Origin of the sequence: Streptomyces sp. NPDC059582 (genome assembly GCF_042735715.1) — a bacterium.
Classification (GTDB): domain Bacteria; phylum Actinomycetota; class Actinomycetes; order Streptomycetales; family Streptomycetaceae; genus Streptomyces.
In genome coordinates this window covers 275,033-295,763 of the sequence record NZ_JBHWCC010000002.1, presented here as the reverse complement: position 1 = coordinate 295,763, position 20,731 = coordinate 275,033, and the positions used below count along the sequence as shown (strand labels likewise).

Here is a 20,731-nt window from a genome sequence, read left to right as displayed (position 1 = left end):
TGCCTCCGTGCGCCCCCGGCGGGGCGCGGGCGCCCGTCAGTCGGGCCAGTCCCGCGCACGCTGCTCGAAGGCCGCCCGCAGCTCGGGCTCCCCGATGGCGCGGACGCCGCGCACGGCGACGGACGTGAGATACGTACGGTCGTCGCCCGCGTCGCCGGTGTGCAGCGTCAGGGCGCCCAGCAGCCGCTGCCCGGCCGGGGAGGCCCAGCGCGAGTACGGGTGGACCTCTACCCGCGCTATGGCCAGGCAGCTCAGGGTGAGGGCGAGGGGCAGCGCGAACCAGAGCGCGACCAGGGTGCGCGGCAGGTCCGGCTGGCCGGGCATCGCCAGCGCGACGGCGCCCACCGCCGGCACGAACAACGCGGCGGCCCGCACCTGGCGGACCCCCGCCGCCACCGTCGTACGCGCCCCGTCGGGCACCGCCAGGCCCGCGTTCACCAGTCGGTCGGCGAGGGTGCGCACCGCGTCGGCGGCGGCCGCGCCGGCCCGTACGGGAGCGATGCGGGACTGCCCCTCGGGCCCGATGGCCCCGATGACGGACCGCTCGATGTCGTCCCGGCCGCGTGGATCGACGACGGTGGCCCACCCGGTGTGCGCGAGCAGCAGCCGCTGCTGACGGGCCATCGACACCAGCGTCAGGTCGGCGACCCGCGCGGGCCCGCCGGAGAGGAACGCGGCCTCGTAGAGCGTCAGATCGTGCGCCCGGGCCGTGCCCGCGTCGACGGCGGCCGCGCGTACGGCGGCCCGGCACAGCCGTGTGCACGCCGTGGCGGCCACGGCCCACGCCAACAGCAACAGAAGGACCCAGAACATGCCGCGTTTCTATGCCAAAGGCAGGGGGAGGCGCCACGCACTTTTCGCCATCCGGACGGAGTGTTGTCTGTCCGTGACGTTCCGTTTTGGCGGCCGTGGCGCCGCGCACCGGCCGACGCGGCCCGGTGCGCGGGCTCAGGAACCGTCCCGCGGCGGCGGACTGGAGGCGGCCGGCGGAAGGGAGTAGCTCGGGGAGGGCAGCGGTGTCGGCGTCGCGGGGACGGCCCGCACCGGGTCGGCCGTCGGGCCGGGCGGCGCCGGGGAGCGGGTGATCGGCGGCGTGCTCGTGGCGGCCATGTCCCGGGCCAGGGCGTCGAAGTCGACGTACCCGGTGGCCTCCAGGACCTTGATGTGGTCCAGCACCGTGGTGTTGGCGTCGTCGGCGAGGGCGCGCACCAGCGAGTTGCGGGTACCGGCCCGCACCTGGGCGACGACCGAGAACACCCTGCCGTGCGCGAGCCGCAGGATGTTGGCGAACCGGCGGTCGTAGTCCGTGCCCCGCGCCGCGTCCAGCTCCGTCAGCCAGCCCCGCTGCTGCTCGTTGGGCTCGTCGGGCAGCGCCAGACCCAGCCGTGAGGCGACGTCGCGCACCCGTGCGTCCAGGAACGTGTGTCCCTCGACGAGGTGCTCCCCGGCCGTCCGTACGGCCCGCGTGGTGCCCTTCCGCTGCGCCTGCTGCCCCGCGGGCAGCTCCCACAGACCGGCCAGCCGGACCTTCGTGACGAACTCCCGGTCCAGAGCGGACAGCGGCCCGTAGCGCGTCGGCACGGACTGGGCGTTGAGCACGTCCACGCCGGTCCCGGACCGGTCGGCGTACGACCAGATCGGGAAGACCAGCGCGATGAGGGTCGCGGTCAGTCCGGCGATGATGAGGCCGGTGCCACTGAACAGGCCTCTTCCGGTGACGGGGGGTCGGGGTCGCATGGTGCCTCCTGGTACGGCACCGCACGCTGATGGGCTTCGTGTGCGGAATGGGCATGCTACTGCGGGCTGCCCACCAACTGCCGTACGGGGGCGAAGCGTTGTATCGGCGGACATTGGGGGCGAATGGCGGAGCCGGGATGGGGTGCATAGCGGGCGGAAAGGGGGCCATCCGGCCGCCGTGGCCCAGCGCCGGGCGTGAGGTGTTAACCCCGGCACACTCGCGGACGTACGCGTCCCCCGCGGCGCACTCGTCGGCTCATCGCCGGCTCAGTGGTCCGCGCAGCACCTGACGCGTCGCGCGGGCGAGCCGCACCCCCGGCCGGGTGGAGCGCGGCGCCGGGCCCGACCGTTCCAGCCACCACTCCCGCAGCTCCCGCCGGGTCCGCCCGTCCGCCGGACCGTCGGCGAGCAGCAGCCGCTCGACGAAGTCCAGCGCGTCCCGCCGGTAGCCGCCCGTCATCGGATGCCGCTGGGCGTAGCCGAGGAACGCGGGCCGGTACCCCTCGCCCAGGATCTCCGGCAGCTCCGGCGCGACCTTCGCCACCACGTCGGCCCGCTTCCCGGCCAGCGACCGCGCCTGCACGCCCAGCCGGACCCGGTCGAACCCCTCGGGCGCGGGCGTCCCGGCGACCAGCGCGGACAGCAGCGCGGTCTGGGTGAGGGCCAGGCGCTGACGGGCGGGGCCGACGGAGGAGCAGCCCGGCGCTTCCCGCGCCGGCCCGACCGCCCCGACCGCCCCGTTCGCCTCGTTCGGCCCGTTCGGCCCGTTCGGCCCGTCCACGGGCGCGTCGGCCGGTGCGACCCCTCGCACCCGTCGCCCTCCCCGCTCCCGTCCCTGTTCCCGCTCGTCTTCCCGCTTCTGTCCCCGTCCCTGCTCCCGGCCCTGCTCCCGTCCCTCTTCCAGCGCGTCCCGGATCGCGCCCAGTTCCCGCTCCAGCTCCGTCGCCCCGGGAAAGTTCTCGTCCCGCTCCAGCAGCACGCCGGGTGGCGACACCCGGGACGCGAGGTCGGCCAGGATGTCGAGGACCGGCCGGGGCACCGGGTGGGCGTGGCTGTCGTGCCAGACGCCGTCCCGTTCGAAGCCGCCCGCGACATGGACGTAGGCGATGGCCTCCAGCGGCAGCTCGGAGAGCGCCTCGGCCGGGTCCTCGCCGCGGTTGACGTGGTTGGTGTGCAGGTTGGCCACGTCGATGAGGAGCCGTACGCCGGTGCGGTCGGCCAGCTCGTACAGGAACTGCCCCTCGGTCATCTCCTCGCCCGGCCAGGACAGCAGCGCGGCGATGTTCTCGACGGCGAGCGGCACGGGCAGCGCGTCCTGCGCGATACGGACGTTCTCGCACAGCACGTCGAGGGCGTCCCGGGTGCGCGGGACGGGCAGCAGGTGGCCGGCCTCCAGACGCGGGGAGGCCGTCAGCGGCCCCCCGGCCCGCACGAACGCGATGTGTTCGGTGACCAGCGGCGAGCCCAGCGCCTCGGCGCGCTCGGCGAGGGCGGTCAACCGTCCCTCGTCGGGACGGTCGGCGCCGCCGAGACCCAGCGAGACGCCGTGCGGGACCACCGTCACCCCGCGCTCGCGCAGCCGGCGCAGCGAGTCGGGGAGGTGGCCGGAGCACACGTTCTCCGCCACGGCCTCGACCCAGTCGATGCCCGGCATGCGCTCCACGTCGTCGGCGATCTCCGGCCGCCAGCCGATTCCCGTGCCGAGTCGCTCCATGGTCCCCCTCCTCCGTGCCCCCGGTCGGGACCGCGTCGTGGCCCCTCGGTGGTGACGGGGGTATGGCCCCGGCGCCCGGCGCCGAACCCCGCCGCACCCGGGTTCAGAGCAACATTTGAGGTTCTGCCGGGGCTGCCCGGTCGCCCGTGGAGCGGCGCGACGGTCCCGCCGAGGCCGTTCTCGGCCCGGCTAGCGCAGGGCGGGGTGCTCCGCGACCACCGTGCAGCTGCCCGGCGCGATCTCGGTGAAGCCCGCGTCCCGCACCAACGGCAGCCCGCTGCCCACCAGTTCGCGCCAGCGCACGGGATCCGCGGTGCGTACGGAGAGCGGGAACCCCGCGTCGCGCCAGGCACCGCGCTCCTCGTCCGACAGTTCCCACCAGGCGAGTTGCGCGCCGTGCCCGGCCTGGGCCATCGCCTTGCCCGCCGACATCTCCACGTCCGGGTTCAGCCACAGCACGGGCGTGCCGGGCTCGGCCGCGGCGGGCGGTCGCGGGTCGTCGAGGTCGGTGCCGGAGACCTGGAGCTTGGCCAGTTCCTTCGGCCAGCCGTCCAGCGGTACGGGCGGGAACACCCGTACCTCCGCGGACTTCCCGGTGACCGAGATGCCGGGCAGCGTCTCGGTCCGCCGCCATTCGGCGCCGCGCGCCCGCCGCACGACCTTGCGGATACGGGCGTCCTGCCAGTCCCGCATCACCTGCGCCCACTCGCCGTCGCCGACCGACCGCGCGTCGTCCAGCATCACCAGCACCGCTCGGGCGGCGGTCTCCAGCGCGTCCGTGCGGGCGGGCGGCTCGGCCCGCTCGATCCGCACGACGAGCGGCAGGACGAACTGGGGTACCTGGTCGCGCGCGCTGGGCTCGGACCGGAAGGGGCTGTCAGGGACGGGCGTCGGATCAAGGCTCACGACAGTCAACCTTAAGGGGCACGAGAAGATACCCCCATGGAACGTGATCTACGGCTGGACGACGTGGGCCGCCGCTACGGTTTACGCGGCCCCTGGATCCTGCGCGGCGTCGACCTGACCGTCGCCCCCGGCACCCTCGTCCGGCTGGAGGGCGCCAACGGCACCGGCAAGTCCACCCTGCTGCGCCTCCTCGCCGGCATCGACGCCCCCACCGAGGGCCGTGTCACCGGCCGCCCGCGCACGGCGTACGTTCCCGAGCGCTTCCCGCCCGCGCTGCCGTTCACCCCGGCCGGGTACCTCACCCACCTCGGCACCGTGCACGGCCTGTCCCGCGAGGCGGCCGCCCGGGCCGCGCGGCAGTGGCTGGAGCGGTTCGGCGCCGCCGCCCACGCCCTTACGCCGATGGCGCGGCTGTCGAAGGGCAGCAGCCAGAAGGTCGCGGTGGCGCAGGCGCTGCTCGCCGAACCGGGGCTCCTGGTGCTCGACGAGGCGTGGACCGGCCTGGACGCCGACGCCCGCACCGAACTGGAGCGGGCCGTCGCCGAGCGCACCGCCGCCGGAGCGGCCGTCGTCTTCGTCGACCACGACCCGCGCCGCCTCGCGGGTGCGCCCGACGCGACATACACGGTGCGCGACGGCGGGCTCGAGCGCCGTACCGAACGAGCCGTCCCGCCGGTGGGCGCGCAGGTGCTGGTCGAGGCGCGCGGACCCGCCGGCGCGGTCCCGCCCGCAGACGCCGCCCGGTGGATCACCGCCGCCGACGAGAGCGCGCCGGGCATCCACCTGCTGACCGTCCCCGCGTCCCACTCGGACGTCCTGCTCCGCGCCCTGCTGACCGCGCGCCCGCCGTGGCACGTGGTGAGCGTCGGTCCCACCGAGGGGAGCCGCCGATGACCGCGCTCGTCCGCTACCAGGCCGCCCTGCTGCTCCGCTCGCAGCGCTGGCTGCCGCCGTTCGTCCTGTACGCGGTGTTCCTGGGCATCGGGGTCCAGGGCGGGCAGCCGGTGCTGGACTCACTCGGCTGGGCGGCCGCGGCCCTGCTGCCCGTCGGCGCGTGGCTGGTGCGGATCTGCGTCGGCAACGAGCCGCCCGCCGCCCGTGGCGTGGTCGCGGCCGCGGCCGGCCCGGCCCGGGCGCACCTGGCCTGTCTGCTGGTGGCGCCGGCCTGCGCCACCGCGCTGGGCGTGGCCGCGACCGTCGTGGTGACGCTGATCAGCGATCCGGCGAGCGCCGACCACCGCACCCGGGTGCCCCCGCTGCCCGCGGCCGGTGCCGGGCTGCTCGCCGTCCTGGTCTGCGCCCTGCTCGGTACGGCCGTCGGCGCGCTCACCGCCTGGCCCGTGCTGCGCTCGCCCGGCCGCGCGGTCCCCGCGCTGCTGCTCGCGGCCCTGCTGGCGCTGGTGGTGACGGGTTCCCCGGCGCAGGCGGCGGTCGGCGGCCTGGTCACGGGCTCGCAGTCCGGCGAGGTGCCGGTGTCCGCGCTGCCGCTCGTCGCCGCCGTCCTGCTCGCGGCGGCGGCGACCGCCGTGGCCTGCGCGCTCACCTCACGCAGGGCGCCCTGAGGCGCCGGACCCGGCTCAGCCCGAGCACGCGGTGCGCTGCGCCTCCTGCCACTCGCAGACCGGGCAGAGCGTGATCCCCTTGTACGACTCCGAGTACTCCGTCGGCTTGCGGCACAGCACGCACTCCGCGTACGGCGGCCCGTCGGCCGTCGGCGGCCGGCCGGTCGCGTCGATGACGCAGTGCGCGTCGTGGCCGCCGTCGCTGCTCTCGCCGTGGTCGCTCATGTCCCCAGCGTACGAGCCGTCACCGCCGTCCGTCGGCGGCCCCGATCAGCTGGGACACCTTCACGAACCGAAACCCTTTCGCCCGCAGCTCCGGCACGATCGTGCGCACGGCCCGCTCGGTCACCGGGGCGGCGCTGCGCGTGCAGTGCATGACGACGACCGACCCCGCCTTCACCCCCTCCAGCACCTGCCGGGCCACCGCGTCGGCGTCCGTCGCGAACGCGTCCCCGCTCACCACGTCCCACTGCACCGCGGTGACACCGGTGGCGCTCACCGCGCGCAGCGCCCGCTGGTCGTAACAGCCGCCGGGGAAGCGGAAGTAGGGCATCGCGTTGGTCACGCCCGCCGCGCGGAAGGCGGTGTAGGCCCGCTCCACGTCCGTGCGCATCCGGTCCTCGGAGACGGTCGGCAGGCCGTAGCAGTCGCCGGTGAAGGCGTAGTGGCTGTAGGAGTGGTTGGCGATCTCGAACTGCGGGTCCCGTCCGATCGCCCGGGCCTGGTCCGGGTACTCCTCGGCCCACCGGCCCGTCATGAACACGGTGGCCGGCACCTTCAGCGAGCGCAGTGTCGTGATCAGCTGCGGATTGTCGAAGCGCTCGCCCGCCGCGGCTCGCGCCCCCTCGTCGGCGGTCATGTCCGCGTCGAAGGTGAGGGCGACCACCTTGTCCGGCGTGCGCGGACCGTTCTTGAAGACGGGCGTCAGTCCGGCGGGACCGGGGGCGAGGGTCGGCGGCCGGGAGACGGTGGCGGAGGGGGCCGGCTGGGCGGGACGGGGAGCGGTGGGGGCGGCGGGCGGCGCGGTGCCGCAGGCGGCGAGGGCGGCGCCCAGGGCACAGGCGACGGTGACGCGTCGTACCAGAGTGATCATAAATGTGACGATATGTCTGGAATCCTCATATTCCCTCCACCGGGCCCCGCGCCCGTCCCGTGCTCACCCGGCCAGGCCAATGCCGCCCGGGGGAGGCGGCGGTGGTGGTGGCGGTGGCGGTGCGGGCTGTTGTTGGGCCTTCTCCAGGAAGCGCAGCAGTTCCACCGGGAACGGCAGGACGAGGGTGGAGTTCTTCTCGGCGGCGACCGCCACCACCGTCTGGAGCAGCCGTAGTTGCAGCGCGGCGGGCTGCTCGGACATCACCCCGGCGGCCTCCGCCAGCTTCTTGGACGCCTGGAGTTCGGCGTCCGCGTTGATGATCCGGGCCCGCCGCTCGCGGTCCGCCTCGGCCTGCCGGGCCATGGAGCGCTTCATCGACTCCGGCAGGGACACGTCCTTGATCTCCACGCGGTCGATCTGCACGCCCCAGCCGACGGCCGGGCTGTCGATCATCAGCTCCAGCCCCTGGTTGAGCTTCTCCCGGTTGGACAGCAGATCGTCCAGGTCGCTCTTGCCGATGATGGACCGCAGTGAGGTCTGCGCCATCTGTGAGACCGCGAAGCGGTAGTCCTCGACGTTGATGATCGCGGCCGGCGCGTCGACGACCCGGAAGTACACGACCGCGTCGACCCGCACCGTCACGTTGTCGTGGGTGATGCCCTCCTGTGCCGGGATGGGCATCGTCACGATCTGCATGTTGACCTTGCGCAGTCGGTCCACCGCGGGGAGCACCATGGTGAACCCCGGCTCGCGCACCTCACGGATCACCCGCCCGAGCCGGAAGACCACTCCGCGCTCGTACTGTTTGACGACCCGCGCGGCCCCGGCGACGTACACCACACCGGCCGAACCGGCCACCGCCACAGCCGTCAGCAGCTCCTGGAGCATGTCGACCCCCTTCGGCGGAGGACCGGAATGTCTGCTCCTGTAACGATATGCCCGCCGTCCGGTCCGGGGCCACGCCCCGACCCCGGACCGGACGCCGCCCGCGGGTCAGGTCGCGGTCGTCCGCACCGGCTCCGGCCCGGCCGCGGTGGGGCTGCCGCCCGCTGCGAGCGAGGTCGAGACGTGGGGGAGCCGCCCGGCCCAGCTCTCCAGCGCCTTACGGCAGGCGTGGTCCATGTGGTGCAGCCCGGACAGGTCCAGCTCGACCGGGCGGTCCTGGGGGAGCGCCTCCAGGCTGTCGAGGATCTTCGGCAGCCGCAGGAAGGTCGCGTTGCCCGACAGGGACGCCTGGACGGGCCCCGTGCCCTTGTCGACGACGTCCAGCCTGACGTGCGAGGCCTCCAAGGCGGTCTTGGCGACGGCCAGGGCGAGCCCGATGAGGACGCCCTCGAACATGCCGACCACGACGATCGACACGGCGGTGACCATCAGCACCAGCGCCTCGCCGCGGTGCTCGCGCCACAGCCCGACGATCTCCCGAACGGGGATGAGCCGGGTACCGGCGTGCACCAGGATGCCCGCGAGGGCCGGGATCGGGAGGTGGGCGAGCACGTCGGGCAGCAGCGCGGCGAACAGCAGCAGCCACAGGCCGTGCAGCACCCGCGACAGCTTGGTCCGCGCGCCCCCCCGGACGTTGGCGGCGCTGCGCACGATCACGGCGGTCATCGGCAGCGCGCCGAGCGCACCGCACACCGCGTTGCCCGTGCCCTGCGCCATCAGTTCCTTGTCGTACGCGGTGCGCGGCCCGTCGTGCAGCCGGTCCACGGCCGCCGCGCAGAACAGCGACTCGGCGGACGCGATCAGGGTGAAGGCGACGACCGTGCCGAGCAGGCCGAGGTCCGCCAGGTCGCCGAAGGCGGCCGGGGACGGCGGCTGGATCGAGCCGAGCAGGCCCCGCACCTCGACGGTGGCCACCGGCAGGTCGAGGGCGAGGGCGGCGAGTGTCGCCAGGCCGACCGCGGCCAACGGGCCGGGAACCGCGCGCACCCGCCGGGGCAGCCGCCGCCACAGGACGAGTACGGCGACGGTTGCGGCGCCGAGCGCGAGCGAGGCGAGTGCCGTGGTGTTCCCCGGGGCGTCCGCGAACGCCCCGGGCAGCCCGGCCATCTTGCCGAGCCCGGACCCGGGGGCCTTGGCGCCGAGCGCCGAGTACAGCTGCCCGGCGATCAGCACCAGTCCGATACCGGCCAGTATGCCGTCGACGACCGAGACCGAGATGGCCCGGAACCAGCGGCCCAGTCTGAGGGCGCCCATCAGGATCTGGAGCGCGCCCGTGGTCAGCACGAGCACGCCGAGCGCGGGCAGTCCGAACTCCCGTACCGCCTCGTGGACCAGCACGGTCAGGCCCGCGGCCGGGCCCGACACCTGGAGGCTGCTGCCCCGCATCAGCCCGGTGACGATGCCGCCCACGATGCCGGTGACGAGCCCGAGCTCGGCCGGCACCCCGGAGGCGACGGCCACGCCGACGCACAGCGGCAGCGCGACCAGGAAGACGACGAGGGAGGCGGCGAAGTCCTGCCGGAGATGGGGGAACCGGGGTGACGGGTACGTGGCCGCGGCCACGCTCACAGCGCCTCGAAGGCGTCGGTGTCCGCTCGGTGTTCGCGCACGGCCCCGGTGTGCACCTCGTAGTACCAGCCGCGAAGCCGCAGCCGACCGTCCGTCAGCCGCTTCTCCACACACGGGTAGGAGCGCAGCCGCAGCAACTGGGCGAGCACGTGGTGCTGCACGGCCTCGGCGACGGTCGGGTCGGCCGGGTCCGCGGCCGCCGGGTGGCCGGCGGCATGCGCGAGCCAGTCGCGTACGGCGGGCACGGCGTCGAGGTCGTCGCCGCGTACCAGCGCGCCGACCGCGCCGCAGTGCGAGTGGCCGCAGACGACGACGTCCTGGACGCCGAGCACCTCCACGGCGTACTCGATGGTGGCCGCCTCGCCGGTGGGGCGGCCGGTGGCGTACGGGGGCACGATGTTGCCCGCGGTGCGCAGCTCGAAGAGCTCGCCGGGGCGGGCGCCCGTGATCAGGGCCGGTACGACCCGGGAGTCGGAGCAGGTGATGAACAGGACCTGGGGGGACTGGCCCTCGGCGAGCTCGGCGAACTCCTCAGGGCGCTGTCCGAACGTACGGGCGTTGTCGATGAGGGGCTGCATGCGGGGTGACTCCTCCTGGCGCGCGGCGGGGCGCGTCGGGCTTGCAGGACAGGGTGGGGGGACTGCTCTGCCGTGCTCAGCAGCGGAAGACCTGAAGTGCTGCCGGAGAGGGTGCCGTCGAGGTTCTCGACGGGCGGCGGTACGCGATGCCGGTCGTGGGTGGCCGGTGCGCGGGGTCGCGCGCCGGCTGTGCGCGCCCGGGTTCCTGGGGCGCCGGTTCCGCGCCGGTGGTCACGCGGGCCCGGTCGCGGGTGCGCAGGGGGCCGGCCGGGTTCCCGGACGGGGTGCAGTCGCGGAAGGTGACCGCTTCGTCGCGCGGTGCCAGGTCCGTGGGGGTGTGCTCGGGCCGGGCTTTGGCCTCGGCGTGACGGGCCGTGTGCGCGGGTGCGAAGGAAACGGTGGGCGCGAAGAAGGGGAGCGCCAGCAGGACGGCGGTGAGCAGCGAGATTCCGGCCCGGGCCGTCGCACCTCGGAACATGCGCCCCCCTTCCGGCGGTTCACACCTCTAGTCCGGACCAACGGTTGGTCAATGGCTGGTCAAGAAACACGGTAACCCTGCAAAGTTGTTTGCAGGGTCGACGCGACGTCGCGACGCGAAGAAGAGTGAAAAGCGCGGGTCGCCTGGCCTGAACTGACCCTTGACCCGGGAAGGCTGATCGGCTGTCAGGCCTCGACGAGGCGCTTGGCGTCGCGGGCCAGGGCGGTCAGCCGGGATATCGCCCGGAAGTACTTCTTGCGGTAGCCACCGTTCAGCATCTCCTCGCTGAACAGCCGGTCGAAGGGCTGACCCGAGGCGAGGACGGGCACCTCGCGGTCGTAGAGCCGGTCCGCGAGCACGACGAGCCGCAGGGCCGTCGACTGGTCCGGCACCGGGGTCACGTCGGTGAGGCACACCGCCTTCAGGCCGTCGGTGAGGGCGCCGTACCGGCTGGGGTGGACGCGCGCGAGGTGGGCGAGCAGATGCGGGAAGTCGTCGAGCGAGGCGCCGTCCGTGGCGTACGCGGCCTTCGTCACCTGTTCGTCGGAGTAGGGCGCCGGCGCCTCGGGCAGGCCGCGGTGGCGGTAGTCCTCGCCGTCGATGCGCAGCGGGCGGAAGCGGGCGGACAGGCCCTGGATCTCGCGCAGGAAGTCGGCGGCCGCGAACCGGCCCTCGCCGAGCTTGCCCGGCAGGGTGTTGGAGGTGGCGGCGAGCGCGACACCGGCGTCGACGAGCTTGCCGAGCAGGGTGGACACGAGGACCGTGTCGCCCGGGTCGTCCAGCTCGAACTCGTCGATGCACAGCAGACGGTGGCCGGAGAGGGTCTGCACCGTCTGCTGGAAGCCGAGCGCACCGACCAGGTTCGTCAGCTCGACGAAGGTGCCGAACGCCTTGAGCGCGGGCTCGGCCGGGGTGGCGTGCCAGAGGGAGGCCAGCAGGTGGGTCTTGCCGACGCCGTAGCCGCCGTCGAGGTAGACGCCGCGCGGGCCGGTCGGGGCCTTCGGCGCCCTGGCCTTCCCGAACCCCAGGAACCCCCGCTTGCCGACACCGGCGGTCCGCGCCCCGCCGAGCCCGCCGGCGAAGTCCTCGAGGACCCGTACGGCCTCGGTCTGGCTTGGCTGGTTCGGGTCCGGGATGTACGTGCTGAAGCGGACCGAGTCGAACCGCGGCGGCGGCACCATCTCGGCGACCAGTCGGTCCGCGGGGACACGCGGCTCACGGGCGCACAGGGACGGCGGGGCCGCGTCGGCTATCGGACTGAGACCGGGGGCGGGGGTGGAGGACGACACGGTTCAACTCTATGCGCCGTGCCAGACTGCTCGGCATGCGACGCCTGTTCCCTGTGACCGACCAGACAGCACCCCGGGCCTGCGGTGAGACGCAGGGGGCGCCTGATGCGGGTCCGGCCGGGGCCGACCGTGAGTGGGGCCTCGCCGAGCTGGCCGCCGCCTACGCCTATCCCGAGGCCGCCCCCGCGCCCGGAGCCGCGGCGCCGGGCCCGCAGCCCTGGCTGCGGGCCAACATGGTGTCCACGCTCGACGGGGCCGCCCAGCACGACGGCCGGTCGCAGCCCATCTCCCACGCGGCCGACATGCGGATCTTCGGCACGCTCCGGGCGCTGGCGGACGTGGTGCTGGTGGGTGCGGAAACGGTACGCCAGGAGGGTTACCGTCCGGCACGCGCGCGTGCCGAGTTCGCGGCGGCGCGCGAGGCGGCCGGGCAGGCCCCGGCGCCGGCGATCGCGGTGGTCACGGCCGCCCTGGACCTCGACTTCTCGCTCCCGCTCTTCACCGCCCCCGAGGTCCCCACCCTGATCATCACAGGCGCCGCCGCGGCCCCCGACCGGATCGCGGCCGCGGAGAAGGCCGGTGTCCGGGTGCTGATCGCCGGTGACGGCGTCGGCGTGGATCCGGCCCGCGCCGTCAGGGTGCTGGCCGGCCTCGGCCACACCCGGCTGCTGACCGAGGGCGGCCCGCGGCTGCTGGGCCAGCTGGTGGCCGCCGGAGTCCTCGACGAGCTGTGTCTGACCGTCGCCCCGATGCTCACCGCCGGCGGCGCGCAGCGCATCGCGGGCGGGCCCCCGGTCGTGGTTCCGCAGCGATTCGCGCTCGTGTCCCTACTGGAGGAGGACGGCTTCCTGTTCAGCCGGTACCGGCGGGTTTGACGGCCCTCGGCACGGGCGGTGACCACAACGGCGGAATGCGCCGTTCCGTTTAGCGTCCGGCGGGCACACTGATTCCGGCAGTACCCGTGCGATCACGGGGCAGGATGGTTTCCGCAGGGCCGGGTACGGCCCCACGGAGGACAGAGGGCCCGCCGGGCTCTCGAAGGAGAAGAGGCGCCTGGTGTTCACAAGCGTTCTGATGATCGAGAAGGCACTGACATCCGCCGACGTGGAGTTCGTGACCACGCTGCACGGGGACGAGGTGGTCTTCTTCCACGTCCTGCTGCAACCGCGCGGCGACCAGGCGGACCGCCTGCTGCGCGCCATCGACGACATCGCGCTCGGCGATCTCGACGACGCCGCCCGGGAGGGCGAGACGCCGGAGGGGGAGGCGGCGAAGGAGCCCGCCCAGCAGGCGCTGGCGGTGTCCCTGACGGCCCTGCGCGGGGCCGGCAGCGAGGCCGACGGCCGGCTGGTCGAGGACCATCCGCTGGACGCGCTGAAGGCCCTGGTCGACGAGGTCCAGGCCGACGAGGTGATCGTCCTGACCGATCCGCACTACGTGGAGGAGTTCTTCCACCGTGACTGGGCGTCCAGAGCCCGCCACAAGGTGGGGGTGCCGGTGCTGAAGCTGTTCTCGCACAGCAAGGCGTGAGGGGTACCGGTGACCGTGTCGGGCCTGCCATACGCTTAGGGCTCACGATCGCCGCACCACTCCAGGGAGACGCACATGGCCCCGGGCCTTCCTACCGCCATGGACCGACCGCACTTCATCGGCATCGGCGGCGCCGGAATGTCGGGCATCGCCAAGATCCTGGCCCAGCGCGGGGCGAAGGTGGCGGGCAGTGACGCCAAGGAGTCGGCGACCGCGCAGGCCCTGCGGGCGCTGGGCGCGACGGTGCACGTCGGGCACGCCGCCGAGCACCTCGCCGACGACGCCACCTGCGTGGTGGTGTCGTCGGCGATCCGCGCGGACAACCCGGAGCTGGCCCGCGCGGCGGAGCTGGGCATCCCGGTCGTCCACCGTTCGGACGCCCTCGCCCGGCTGATGGACGGCCTGCGCCCGATCGCGGTCGCCGGCACCCACGGCAAGACGACCACGACGTCGATGCTGGCCGTCTCGCTCACCACGCTGGGCCTGGACCCGTCGTACGCCATCGGCGGGGACCTGGACGTCCCCGGCTCCAACGCGCTGCACGGCGAGGGCGAGATCTTCGTCGCCGAGGCGGACGAGTCGGACCGCAGTTTCCACAAGTACGCGCCCGAGGTGGCGATCGTCCTCAACGTGGAGCTCGACCACCACGCCAACTACGCGTCGATCGAGGAGATCTACGAGTCCTTCGAGACGTTCGTCGCACGCGTCACCGAGGGCGGCACGCTGGTGGTCTCGGCGGACCACGAGGGCGCGCGGGAGCTGACCCGCCGGGTCGCGGCGAGCGGGGTGCGGGTGGTGACGTACGGCGAGGCCGAGGACGCGGACGTGCGGATCCTGTCCGTCGTGCCGCAGGGGCTGAAGAGCGAGGTCACGGTCCTGCTGGAGGGCCGGGAGCTCACCTTCGCCGTCTCCGTCCCCGGCCGGCACTACGCGAGCAACGCGGTGGCCGCGCTGGCGGCGGGCGTCGCGCTGGGCGTGCCGGCGGCCGAGCTGGCCCCGGCCCTGGCCGCCTACACCGGCGTCAAGCGGCGGCTCCAGCTGACGGGCGAGGCGGCCGGAGTCCAGGTCGTCGACTCCTACGCCCACCACCCCACGGAGATGACGGCCGACCTGGAGGCGATGCGGGCCGCCGCCGCGGGCGAGGCGCGCATCCTGGTGGTCTTCCAGCCCCACCTCTTCTCCCGGACCCAGGAGCTCGGCAAGGAGATGGGCCAGTCCCTGTCCCTGGCGGACGCCTCCGTCGTCCTCGACATCTACCCGGCCCGCGAGGACCCGATCCCCGGCATCACCAGCGAGCTGATCATCGAGGCGGCGCGGGCGGCCGGCGCCGACGTGACCGCGGTGCACGACAAGGCCGAGGTCCCGGAGGTCGTCGCGGGAATGGCCAGGCCCGGTGATCTCGTTCTCACCATGGGCGCGGGTGACGTGACGGACCTGGGCCCGCAGATCCTGGACCGCCTGTCGCGGGCCTGAACAGAACCGAAGGGGCTGAGCTTCATGTCGTACGACGTCGAAAAGCCGGACGAGCAGTGGCGTGCGGAGCTGACCCCGGCCGAATACGCCGTGCTGCGGCAGGCCGCCACCGAGCCCGCCTTCACCGGTGAGTACACCGACACCAAGGCCAAGGGCGTCTACTCCTGTCGCGCCTGCGGTGCCGAGCTGTTCACCTCGGACACGAAGTTCGAATCGCACTGCGGCTGGCCGTCCTTCTTCGACCCGAAGGACACGGACGCGGTCGAGCTGATCGCGGACCGCTCGCACGGGATGGTGCGGACCGAGGTGCGATGCGCCCGGTGCGGGTCCCACCTCGGCCATGTGTTCGAGGGGGAGGGGTACGCGACCCCCACGGACCAGCGGTACTGCATCAACAGCATCTCGCTGCGGATGGAGCCGGACGCGAGCTGAGACGGCGCGGGCGGGCCGCCGGATACGGGCGGCCCGCCCGCTTTTCGCGTAAGGGTCAACTGTCTTGAACCGCACGTCTGACGGGGCTCACAGCACCTTGCGTTGCACCAGTGCCGAGAGCACGAGCGCGCCCGGGACCAGCGGCAGCCAGACCGTCAGGACGCGGTAGCCGACCACGGTGGCCGTGGCCAGGCCCAGCGGGGCGCCGAACGCGGTCATGGCGAACACCGTGGCCGCGTCCACGGGTCCGATGCCGCCGGGCGCCGGTACCGCCCCGACCGCGGTGCCGGCGGCGAGGAACGCGAACACCACCTGCGCCCAGGACAGCGGCAGGCCCAGCGCGGAGCCGACCGAGGCGACCACACATCCCTGGAACACCGGCGCGACGGCCGCGCCGCCCCAGAGGGCGAGGACGCGGCTGGGCCGGGTGTGCAGCAGCCGTGCGTCGGACAGGGCGGTACGCACGAGGGTCAGCGCCGGCCGGCGCAGCGGACGTACGGCTGTCACGAGCAGTGCGCCGGCCAACGGGCCGAGCACCACGCATCCGGTGACCAGGAGGAGCGTCCCGTCGTCCGGGACGAGTGCGCCGAGCTCCAGCATGTCCGGGAAGGCCAGCACGAAGACGAGCAGGACCGGAATCTTCGCGATCGGCTTGACCAGCGAGTACAGGGCGATCGAGGCGGTTCCCCGGGCGAGCGACACTCCCTGGTTCTGAAGAAACCGCAGGGTGACGGCGTGCGCGCCGACGCTGGCCGGGAGCACATGGTTGGCGGCGCCGGCGGCGAACTGGGAGGCGAGCAGCAGCCCCGGGGGCAGCCGGTCAGGTACGGCACCCTGCCGTACGCACGCGGCGGTCACCCAGCCCAGGCAGGTGAAGAAGATCGCGAGCAGCAGCCACCAGGGGTCGGCCGAGGCCAGCCGGGCGGCACCGCCCCGCATGCCGGGCCAGTCGACCGCGGCCCACACCCCGATCAGCAGGATCGGGAGCAGGACCGCGGCCTGGTGGACGAGCCGGGCGGTCGCCGGGGAGCGGACGAGGGACACGGTGGTGGGGGAGGCCGGGGCGGGGAGCGGCCCGGGCGAGTCGTCGAGCGGGAGCAGGGACACAGCGGGAACGTTCCCGGCCGGTGTGACGGAAGGGTGTCCGGCAGCCGACGGAGCGCGGGCGCGCGAGCGTCACTGTCGGGGCGCCCCACGCCACGCCGCCGCGAGCACCCCTGACCTCGTCGCCTCACGGGGCTCGGCCACGGGGTGGCCACGGAGGGTGGCCATGGGTTCGGCCGCGGCGGCTCGTCCGGCGGAACTCGTGCCCGCCCGCGGCGGGCCGGTCGGTGGCCGATGCGGTTGGCGGTCGGGTTTGTCACGCTTTAGAGGTGTCCAGAGTCGCGCGATGGTTCCGGGTGCACCGCGAGCCCGGACAGCAGGACGGCGTCCGTCGCGCGATGACACCCGTCCCGGGGGACGACCCGGCGGCGCTGCTGGCGAAGCTGCGGGCGGTGGCGGCCAAGGTCGGTACGACGCTGGACGAGGAGGCCACCTGTGCCGAGCTGACCCGGGCCGCCGCCGGACACGCGGGTGGCAGCGCGGCCGTGATGCGTGTGGACGGCCCGGCCGTGGCGGGCTACGAGTCGATCGCCGGGGACGCGGACGTGCTGCCGGACGCCCGGTGGGCCACCGAGGTGGCGCGCGACATGGCGGCCCCGGAGCTCGGCGGGTGGGGTGAGCAGCGCGTCGGCGACCCGGCGACCGGCCGCTTCCACGCGGCGCTCTGCGTGCCCCTGGCGACCGGCGACCGCCGCTACGGAGTCCTGGTCTGTGCCCGGGACGGAGCGCCGTTCACGGACACCGAGACGGAGTTTCTCGCCCTCCTGGCCGAACGGGCCGCCTCGCACCTGTGGCACGCCCGTGAGCACGCCCGTGTCAGCCGCACCGCGGGCGACCTGCAACGCGCCCTGCGTGCCGAACCCGGCCGGCCGCACCCCAACCTGGACGTCGCCGTGCGCTACCTGCCCGCCGGTCAGCAGGCCCTGGTCGGCGGCGACTGGTGCGAGACCGTACGGCTGCACTTCGGACGTACGCTCCTGGTCGTCGGCGACGTCATGGGGCACGGCGTGGAGGCCGCCGTGGACATGGCCGCCTACCGCTCCGACCTGAGGGCGCTCGCCGCCACCGACCTCCCCCCGCACCGGGTGCTGCGCCAGCTGGACGCCCTCGCCGCCGACCTGCCCGAGCGCAGACCGGCGACCTGTCTGATCGCCCGGGTCGACCCCGTACGCGGACAGCTCACGGTGTCGGGTGCGGGCCATCTGCCACCCGCGGTGATCGACGGCGAGGGCGGCACCTCGCTGCTGCCGGTGTCGGTCGGGCCGCCCCTGGGCACCGGGTTCGGCGGCTACGAGCTCGCCACCTACCGACTGGCCGAGGACCAGACGCTGTTGCTGTTCACCGACGGGCTCGTCGAGCGGCGCGGCGAGGACATCGACCGGTCGCTGGACCGGCTCGCCGAACTCCGGTTCCCCGTCACGGCCGGGGTGGAGGACATCCTCGACTCGGTGCTCGGCCGACTGGACGCGAGGCACGCGGAGGACGACGTGGCCCTGCTGGCCGCCCGCCCGCGCCACGCCGCGCCGCACTGAACCGGGCTCACACGTCCGTGTCCCCCAGGCACTTCGCGCCCTGCGGGATCGGCTCGACCGCCCTGCTGAGCTCCACCAGTGCCGTGTCGGTCCCGGCGGCACGGTCGGTGAGGGTGAGCTCGACGGCCGGGTCGCGGCCGTAGGTGACGAGCACCTTGCGGCCGTCGCCGAACTCCGCGTCCAGCAGGATCCAGTCCACGCCGTCGACGTTCACGCACTTGTCGACCGTCGGCCCGGGCGGCCGCAGCCCGCAGCGCAGGACCACCGCGCCGTCACCCCAGGTCGTGACGCCCGCCGCTCCGGGGTCCGACCGCCGCTGCCCACCCAGGCTGGACGGATAGCCCCGGGCGATCGCCGCGCACCGCGGGTCGTCACCCCACTCGGCCGCCGTCACGACGGGCCCGGCCGAATCCACCTCGCGCACCACGAGCACCGACCCGGCGATCAGCCCGGCCGCGCCCAGACACACGGCGGCGCGCACCCGCCGAGAACGAACCCTCATCGTCCGGCGTCTCCTGTCCCCGGCGGCTTCGCACCGTCGGGCGGCACGCTACGCCACGGTTCCAGCGGGCCGGCGCCCCGGGCTCAGTCGCGGTCGTGGGTGAGCGGGAGGGTGACCGTGAACACCGTGGCGCCGGGCTCGTCGCCCAGTTCGATGGTGCCGCCGTGCGCACGGACCAGGGCGCCGGCGACCGACAGTCCGAGGCCGCTGCCGCCGCGGTCCCGGCTGCGGGCCTTGTCGACGCGGTAGAAGCGGTCGAAGACCCGTTCCCGGTCGGCGGCCGGAATGCCGGGGCCGGTGTCGGCGACCCGCACCAGCGCCCGGCCGGGGACGACGCGCAGTGCCATGGACACCGGTGTGCCGTCCGGGGTGTGCACGGCGGCGTTGGTGAGCAGGTTGTCCAGCACCTGCCGGATGCGCTGCGGGTCCAGGCGCGGCCGCACCGGCGCCGGACCGGCCGTCACGGTCAGCGGGTGGTCGGGATGGCTCGCGCGGAACGCGTCGGCCGCGTCCTCGACCAGTTCCACCAGGTCGGCGTCCCGCATCCGCAGCGGCGCCTCCACCTCGTCCGCGTCCAGCCGGGCGAGCAGCAGCAGATCGTCCAGCAGGAAGCCCATCCGGGCGGCCTCGGCACGCAGCCGGGCCAGGTGCCGGTCCCGTTCCTCGGGGGCGTTGGCGGCCGCGTACTGGAAGAGGTCGGCGTAGCCCCGTACCGACATCAGCGGCGTGCGCAGCTCGTGCGAGGCGTCCGCGACGAACCGGCGCAGCCGCTGCTCGGCCTGCGCGCGCACCGCGAGCGAGTCGTCGATGTGCTCCAGCATGGTGTTGAAGGCGGTGCGCAGCTCCTCCACCTCCGGGGCGCCGCCCGGGGCGTCCGCGCGCAGCGGCAGCCGGGCCGCCGACCCGGTCAGGTTGTGCGAGGCGATGCCGTGCGCGGTGTGCGCCATCTCGCTCAGCGGGCGCAGCCCGCGCCGCAGCAGCGCCCGCCCGGCCACCACCAGCGCGAGCAGCGCGAGCACGAAGGCCACCACCTGCACGGTGATCAGCTGCCGCATGGTGGCGTCGATGCCCTCCATGGGCGCGGCGGTCACCAGGACCACCCCGGGCCGGACCTCGCAGGCCCGCAGCCGGTAGGTACCGGCTCCGTCGATCCGCACGGTGCGCTGGATCTCGTAGTCCGCGTGCGCGCGGGTCCTGGCGAGGGCGGTCAGGGTGCGGCTGTCGGACGGCACCTCGGCCGGGGTGCGCAGCACGGCGGAGGCGTCCGTCACGTCGTACACCGCGGTGTACCAGCCGTAGTACGGCTGCCGGGTCACCGTGCCGTGCGCCGCCGCGTCCTTGGACTGCACGACCTGGACCAGTTTCATCTGGGCGGCCAGCTGATGGTCCAGGTAGTCGCGCATGTACATGGTCAGCACGGTGCCGACGACGGCGAACACCACCAGCGACAGCGCGCCCAGGCCGAGCGCCAGCCGGGTGCCGAGGCGCAGCCGGCGGTAGGTCCGCCGGAACCGTCCGATGGCCGCCCTCACTCCGCCGCCCGGCGTATCACGTACCCGAACCCGCGCACGGTGTGGATCAGCGGATCGCCCGTGGCGTCGAGCTTGCGGCGCAGCCGGCTGACCACCAGCTCCACCACGTTGGAGCGGCCGCCGAAGCCGTACTCCCACACGTGGTCGAGGATCTGCGCCTTGGTCAGGACGGTCGGCGACTTGCGCATCAGGAAGCGCAGCACCTCGTACTCGGTGGGGGTGAGGGTCAGCAGCCGGCCGTCGCGGCGCACCTCACGGGTGTCCTCGTCCATCGTCAGGTCCGCCACCCGCAGCACCGACCGCTGGAACCCGGGCCCGGCGCTGCGCCGCAGCACGGTGCGCAGCCCGGCCATGAGCTCCTCCACGGCGAACGGTTTGACCAGGTAGTCGTCCCCGCCCCGGGTCAGTCCCGCCACCCGGTCGGCGACCGTGTCGCGGGCGGTGAGGAACACCACCGGCACCATCGTGCCGGAGCCGCGCAGCCGGTCCAGCACACCGAAGCCGTCCACGTCGGGCAGCATCAGGTCGAGCACCACGATGTCCGGACGGAACTCGGCGGCCCGGCGCAGCGCCTCCTCGCCCGAGTTCGCGGTGACCGCGTCCCAGCCCTCGTAGCGCGCGACCGTCGCCACGAGGTCGGCGATCGGCGGGTCGTCGTCCACGACGAGAAGTCGTACCTTTTCCACCCGCTCATACTGCTTCACTCGGCCGTCCGCGCCAGAGCGGGGGCACCGCCGCGACCACTTCGATAACCA

General features: G+C 74.1%; 22 protein-coding genes. 7 read left to right on the top strand and 15 right to left on the bottom strand.

What is annotated here, in order from left to right:
* Nucleotides 1-36: 36 nt before the first annotated feature.
* The 4 genes from ACFV0T_RS03425 to ACFV0T_RS03410 form a co-directional block, all read right to left on the bottom strand.
* Complete coding sequence (locus ACFV0T_RS03425) at nt 37-813, bottom strand: TIGR04222 domain-containing membrane protein (protein WP_385773912.1); 777 nt, start codon at nt 811-813, stop codon at nt 37-39.
* 135 nt (nt 814-948) lie between these two features.
* Nucleotides 949-1,737, bottom strand: a complete 789-nt coding sequence (locus ACFV0T_RS03420) for a DUF4142 domain-containing protein (RefSeq protein ID WP_385773910.1) — start codon at nt 1,735-1,737, stop codon at nt 949-951.
* Between the two features lie 256 nt (nt 1,738-1,993).
* Nucleotides 1,994-3,451, bottom strand: a complete 1,458-nt coding sequence (locus ACFV0T_RS03415) for a DUF692 domain-containing protein (protein ID WP_385773908.1) — start codon at nt 3,449-3,451, stop codon at nt 1,994-1,996.
* Between the two features lie 189 nt (nt 3,452-3,640).
* Nucleotides 3,641-4,357: an aminoacyl-tRNA hydrolase gene (locus tag ACFV0T_RS03410; RefSeq protein WP_385773906.1), complete on the bottom strand. Its 717-nt coding sequence runs from the start codon at nt 4,355-4,357 to the stop codon at nt 3,641-3,643.
* Between the two features lie 36 nt (nt 4,358-4,393).
* Here ACFV0T_RS03410 and ACFV0T_RS03405 point away from each other — a divergent pair, with 36 nt between their 5' ends.
* Both ACFV0T_RS03405 and ACFV0T_RS03400 read left to right on the top strand, forming a co-directional pair.
* Nucleotides 4,394-5,251, top strand: a complete 858-nt coding sequence (locus tag ACFV0T_RS03405; protein ID WP_385773904.1) for an ATP-binding cassette domain-containing protein — start codon at nt 4,394-4,396, stop codon at nt 5,249-5,251.
* Nucleotides 5,248-5,919: an ABC transporter gene (locus ACFV0T_RS03400; RefSeq protein WP_385773902.1), complete on the top strand. Its 672-nt coding sequence runs from the start codon at nt 5,248-5,250 to the stop codon at nt 5,917-5,919. Before ACFV0T_RS03405 ends, ACFV0T_RS03400 begins: the two co-directional genes overlap by 4 nt.
* A gap of 15 nt (nt 5,920-5,934) precedes the next feature.
* Here ACFV0T_RS03400 and ACFV0T_RS03395 read toward each other — a convergent pair whose 3' ends face one another.
* The 7 genes from ACFV0T_RS03395 to zapE form a co-directional block, all read right to left on the bottom strand.
* Nucleotides 5,935-6,144, bottom strand: a complete 210-nt coding sequence (locus ACFV0T_RS03395; RefSeq protein ID WP_385773900.1) for a hypothetical protein — start codon at nt 6,142-6,144, stop codon at nt 5,935-5,937.
* 19 nt (nt 6,145-6,163) lie between these two features.
* Nucleotides 6,164-7,012, bottom strand: a complete 849-nt coding sequence (locus ACFV0T_RS03390; protein WP_385773898.1) for a polysaccharide deacetylase family protein — start codon at nt 7,010-7,012, stop codon at nt 6,164-6,166.
* A gap of 63 nt (nt 7,013-7,075) precedes the next feature.
* Nucleotides 7,076-7,900 (bottom strand): slipin family protein, encoded by an 825-nt coding sequence (locus ACFV0T_RS03385; RefSeq protein WP_385773896.1) that lies wholly within the window; start codon nt 7,898-7,900, stop codon nt 7,076-7,078.
* 105 nt (nt 7,901-8,005) lie between these two features.
* Complete coding sequence (locus ACFV0T_RS03380) at nt 8,006-9,520, bottom strand: SulP family inorganic anion transporter (RefSeq protein ID WP_385773894.1); 1,515 nt, start codon at nt 9,518-9,520, stop codon at nt 8,006-8,008.
* A gap of 2 nt (nt 9,521-9,522) precedes the next feature.
* Nucleotides 9,523-10,104, bottom strand: coding sequence for a carbonic anhydrase (locus ACFV0T_RS03375; RefSeq protein WP_385773892.1), 582 nt, complete (start codon nt 10,102-10,104; stop codon nt 9,523-9,525).
* 76 nt (nt 10,105-10,180) lie between these two features.
* Nucleotides 10,181-10,582: a hypothetical protein gene (locus ACFV0T_RS03370; protein ID WP_385773890.1), complete on the bottom strand. Its 402-nt coding sequence runs from the start codon at nt 10,580-10,582 to the stop codon at nt 10,181-10,183.
* Nucleotides 10,583-10,767: 185 nt separating this feature from the next.
* Nucleotides 10,768-11,871 carry a cell division protein ZapE gene (gene zapE / locus ACFV0T_RS03365; protein ID WP_385773888.1) on the bottom strand — a complete coding sequence of 368 codons (1,104 nt, stop codon included), beginning with the start codon at nt 11,869-11,871 and terminating at the stop codon, nt 10,768-10,770.
* Between the two features lie 35 nt (nt 11,872-11,906).
* Between zapE and ACFV0T_RS03360 the strand changes: the two genes are divergently transcribed.
* The 4 genes from ACFV0T_RS03360 to msrB all read left to right on the top strand — a co-directional run bounded on the left by ACFV0T_RS03360 (nt 11,907) and on the right by msrB (nt 15,306).
* Nucleotides 11,907-12,746: a pyrimidine reductase family protein gene (locus tag ACFV0T_RS03360; protein WP_385773886.1), complete on the top strand. Its 840-nt coding sequence runs from the start codon at nt 11,907-11,909 to the stop codon at nt 12,744-12,746.
* Between the two features lie 181 nt (nt 12,747-12,927).
* Nucleotides 12,928-13,401 (top strand): indole-3-glycerol phosphate synthase, encoded by a 474-nt coding sequence (locus ACFV0T_RS03355; protein ID WP_385773884.1) that lies wholly within the window; start codon nt 12,928-12,930, stop codon nt 13,399-13,401.
* Nucleotides 13,402-13,476: 75 nt separating this feature from the next.
* Nucleotides 13,477-14,874 carry a UDP-N-acetylmuramate--L-alanine ligase gene (gene murC / locus ACFV0T_RS03350; RefSeq protein WP_385773882.1) on the top strand — a complete coding sequence of 466 codons (1,398 nt, stop codon included), beginning with the start codon at nt 13,477-13,479 and terminating at the stop codon, nt 14,872-14,874.
* A 24-nt stretch (nt 14,875-14,898) separates the two neighbouring features.
* Nucleotides 14,899-15,306 carry a peptide-methionine (R)-S-oxide reductase MsrB gene (gene msrB, locus ACFV0T_RS03345; protein WP_385773880.1) on the top strand — a complete coding sequence of 136 codons (408 nt, stop codon included), beginning with the start codon at nt 14,899-14,901 and terminating at the stop codon, nt 15,304-15,306.
* An 87-nt stretch (nt 15,307-15,393) separates the two neighbouring features.
* Here msrB and ACFV0T_RS03340 read toward each other — a convergent pair whose 3' ends face one another.
* Nucleotides 15,394-16,413: a YbhN family protein gene (locus ACFV0T_RS03340; RefSeq protein ID WP_385773878.1), complete on the bottom strand. Its 1,020-nt coding sequence runs from the start codon at nt 16,411-16,413 to the stop codon at nt 15,394-15,396.
* Between the two features lie 266 nt (nt 16,414-16,679).
* Here ACFV0T_RS03340 and ACFV0T_RS03335 point away from each other — a divergent pair, with 266 nt between their 5' ends.
* Nucleotides 16,680-17,942: a PP2C family protein-serine/threonine phosphatase gene (locus ACFV0T_RS03335; RefSeq protein WP_385773876.1), complete on the top strand. Its 1,263-nt coding sequence runs from the start codon at nt 16,680-16,682 to the stop codon at nt 17,940-17,942.
* A gap of 7 nt (nt 17,943-17,949) precedes the next feature.
* Here ACFV0T_RS03335 and ACFV0T_RS03330 read toward each other — a convergent pair whose 3' ends face one another.
* The 3 genes from ACFV0T_RS03330 to ACFV0T_RS03320 form a co-directional block, all read right to left on the bottom strand.
* Complete coding sequence (locus ACFV0T_RS03330; protein WP_385773874.1) at nt 17,950-18,444, bottom strand: DUF3515 domain-containing protein; 495 nt, start codon at nt 18,442-18,444, stop codon at nt 17,950-17,952.
* Between the two features lie 83 nt (nt 18,445-18,527).
* Nucleotides 18,528-19,976, bottom strand: a complete 1,449-nt coding sequence (locus ACFV0T_RS03325; RefSeq protein WP_385773873.1) for a sensor histidine kinase — start codon at nt 19,974-19,976, stop codon at nt 18,528-18,530.
* A complete protein-coding gene (locus ACFV0T_RS03320; RefSeq protein ID WP_385773871.1) occupies nt 19,973-20,662 on the bottom strand; it encodes a response regulator transcription factor in 690 nt (229 codons plus the stop codon). The genes ACFV0T_RS03325 and ACFV0T_RS03320 overlap by 4 nt, the downstream gene beginning before the upstream one ends.
* Nucleotides 20,663-20,731 lie beyond the last annotated feature (69 nt).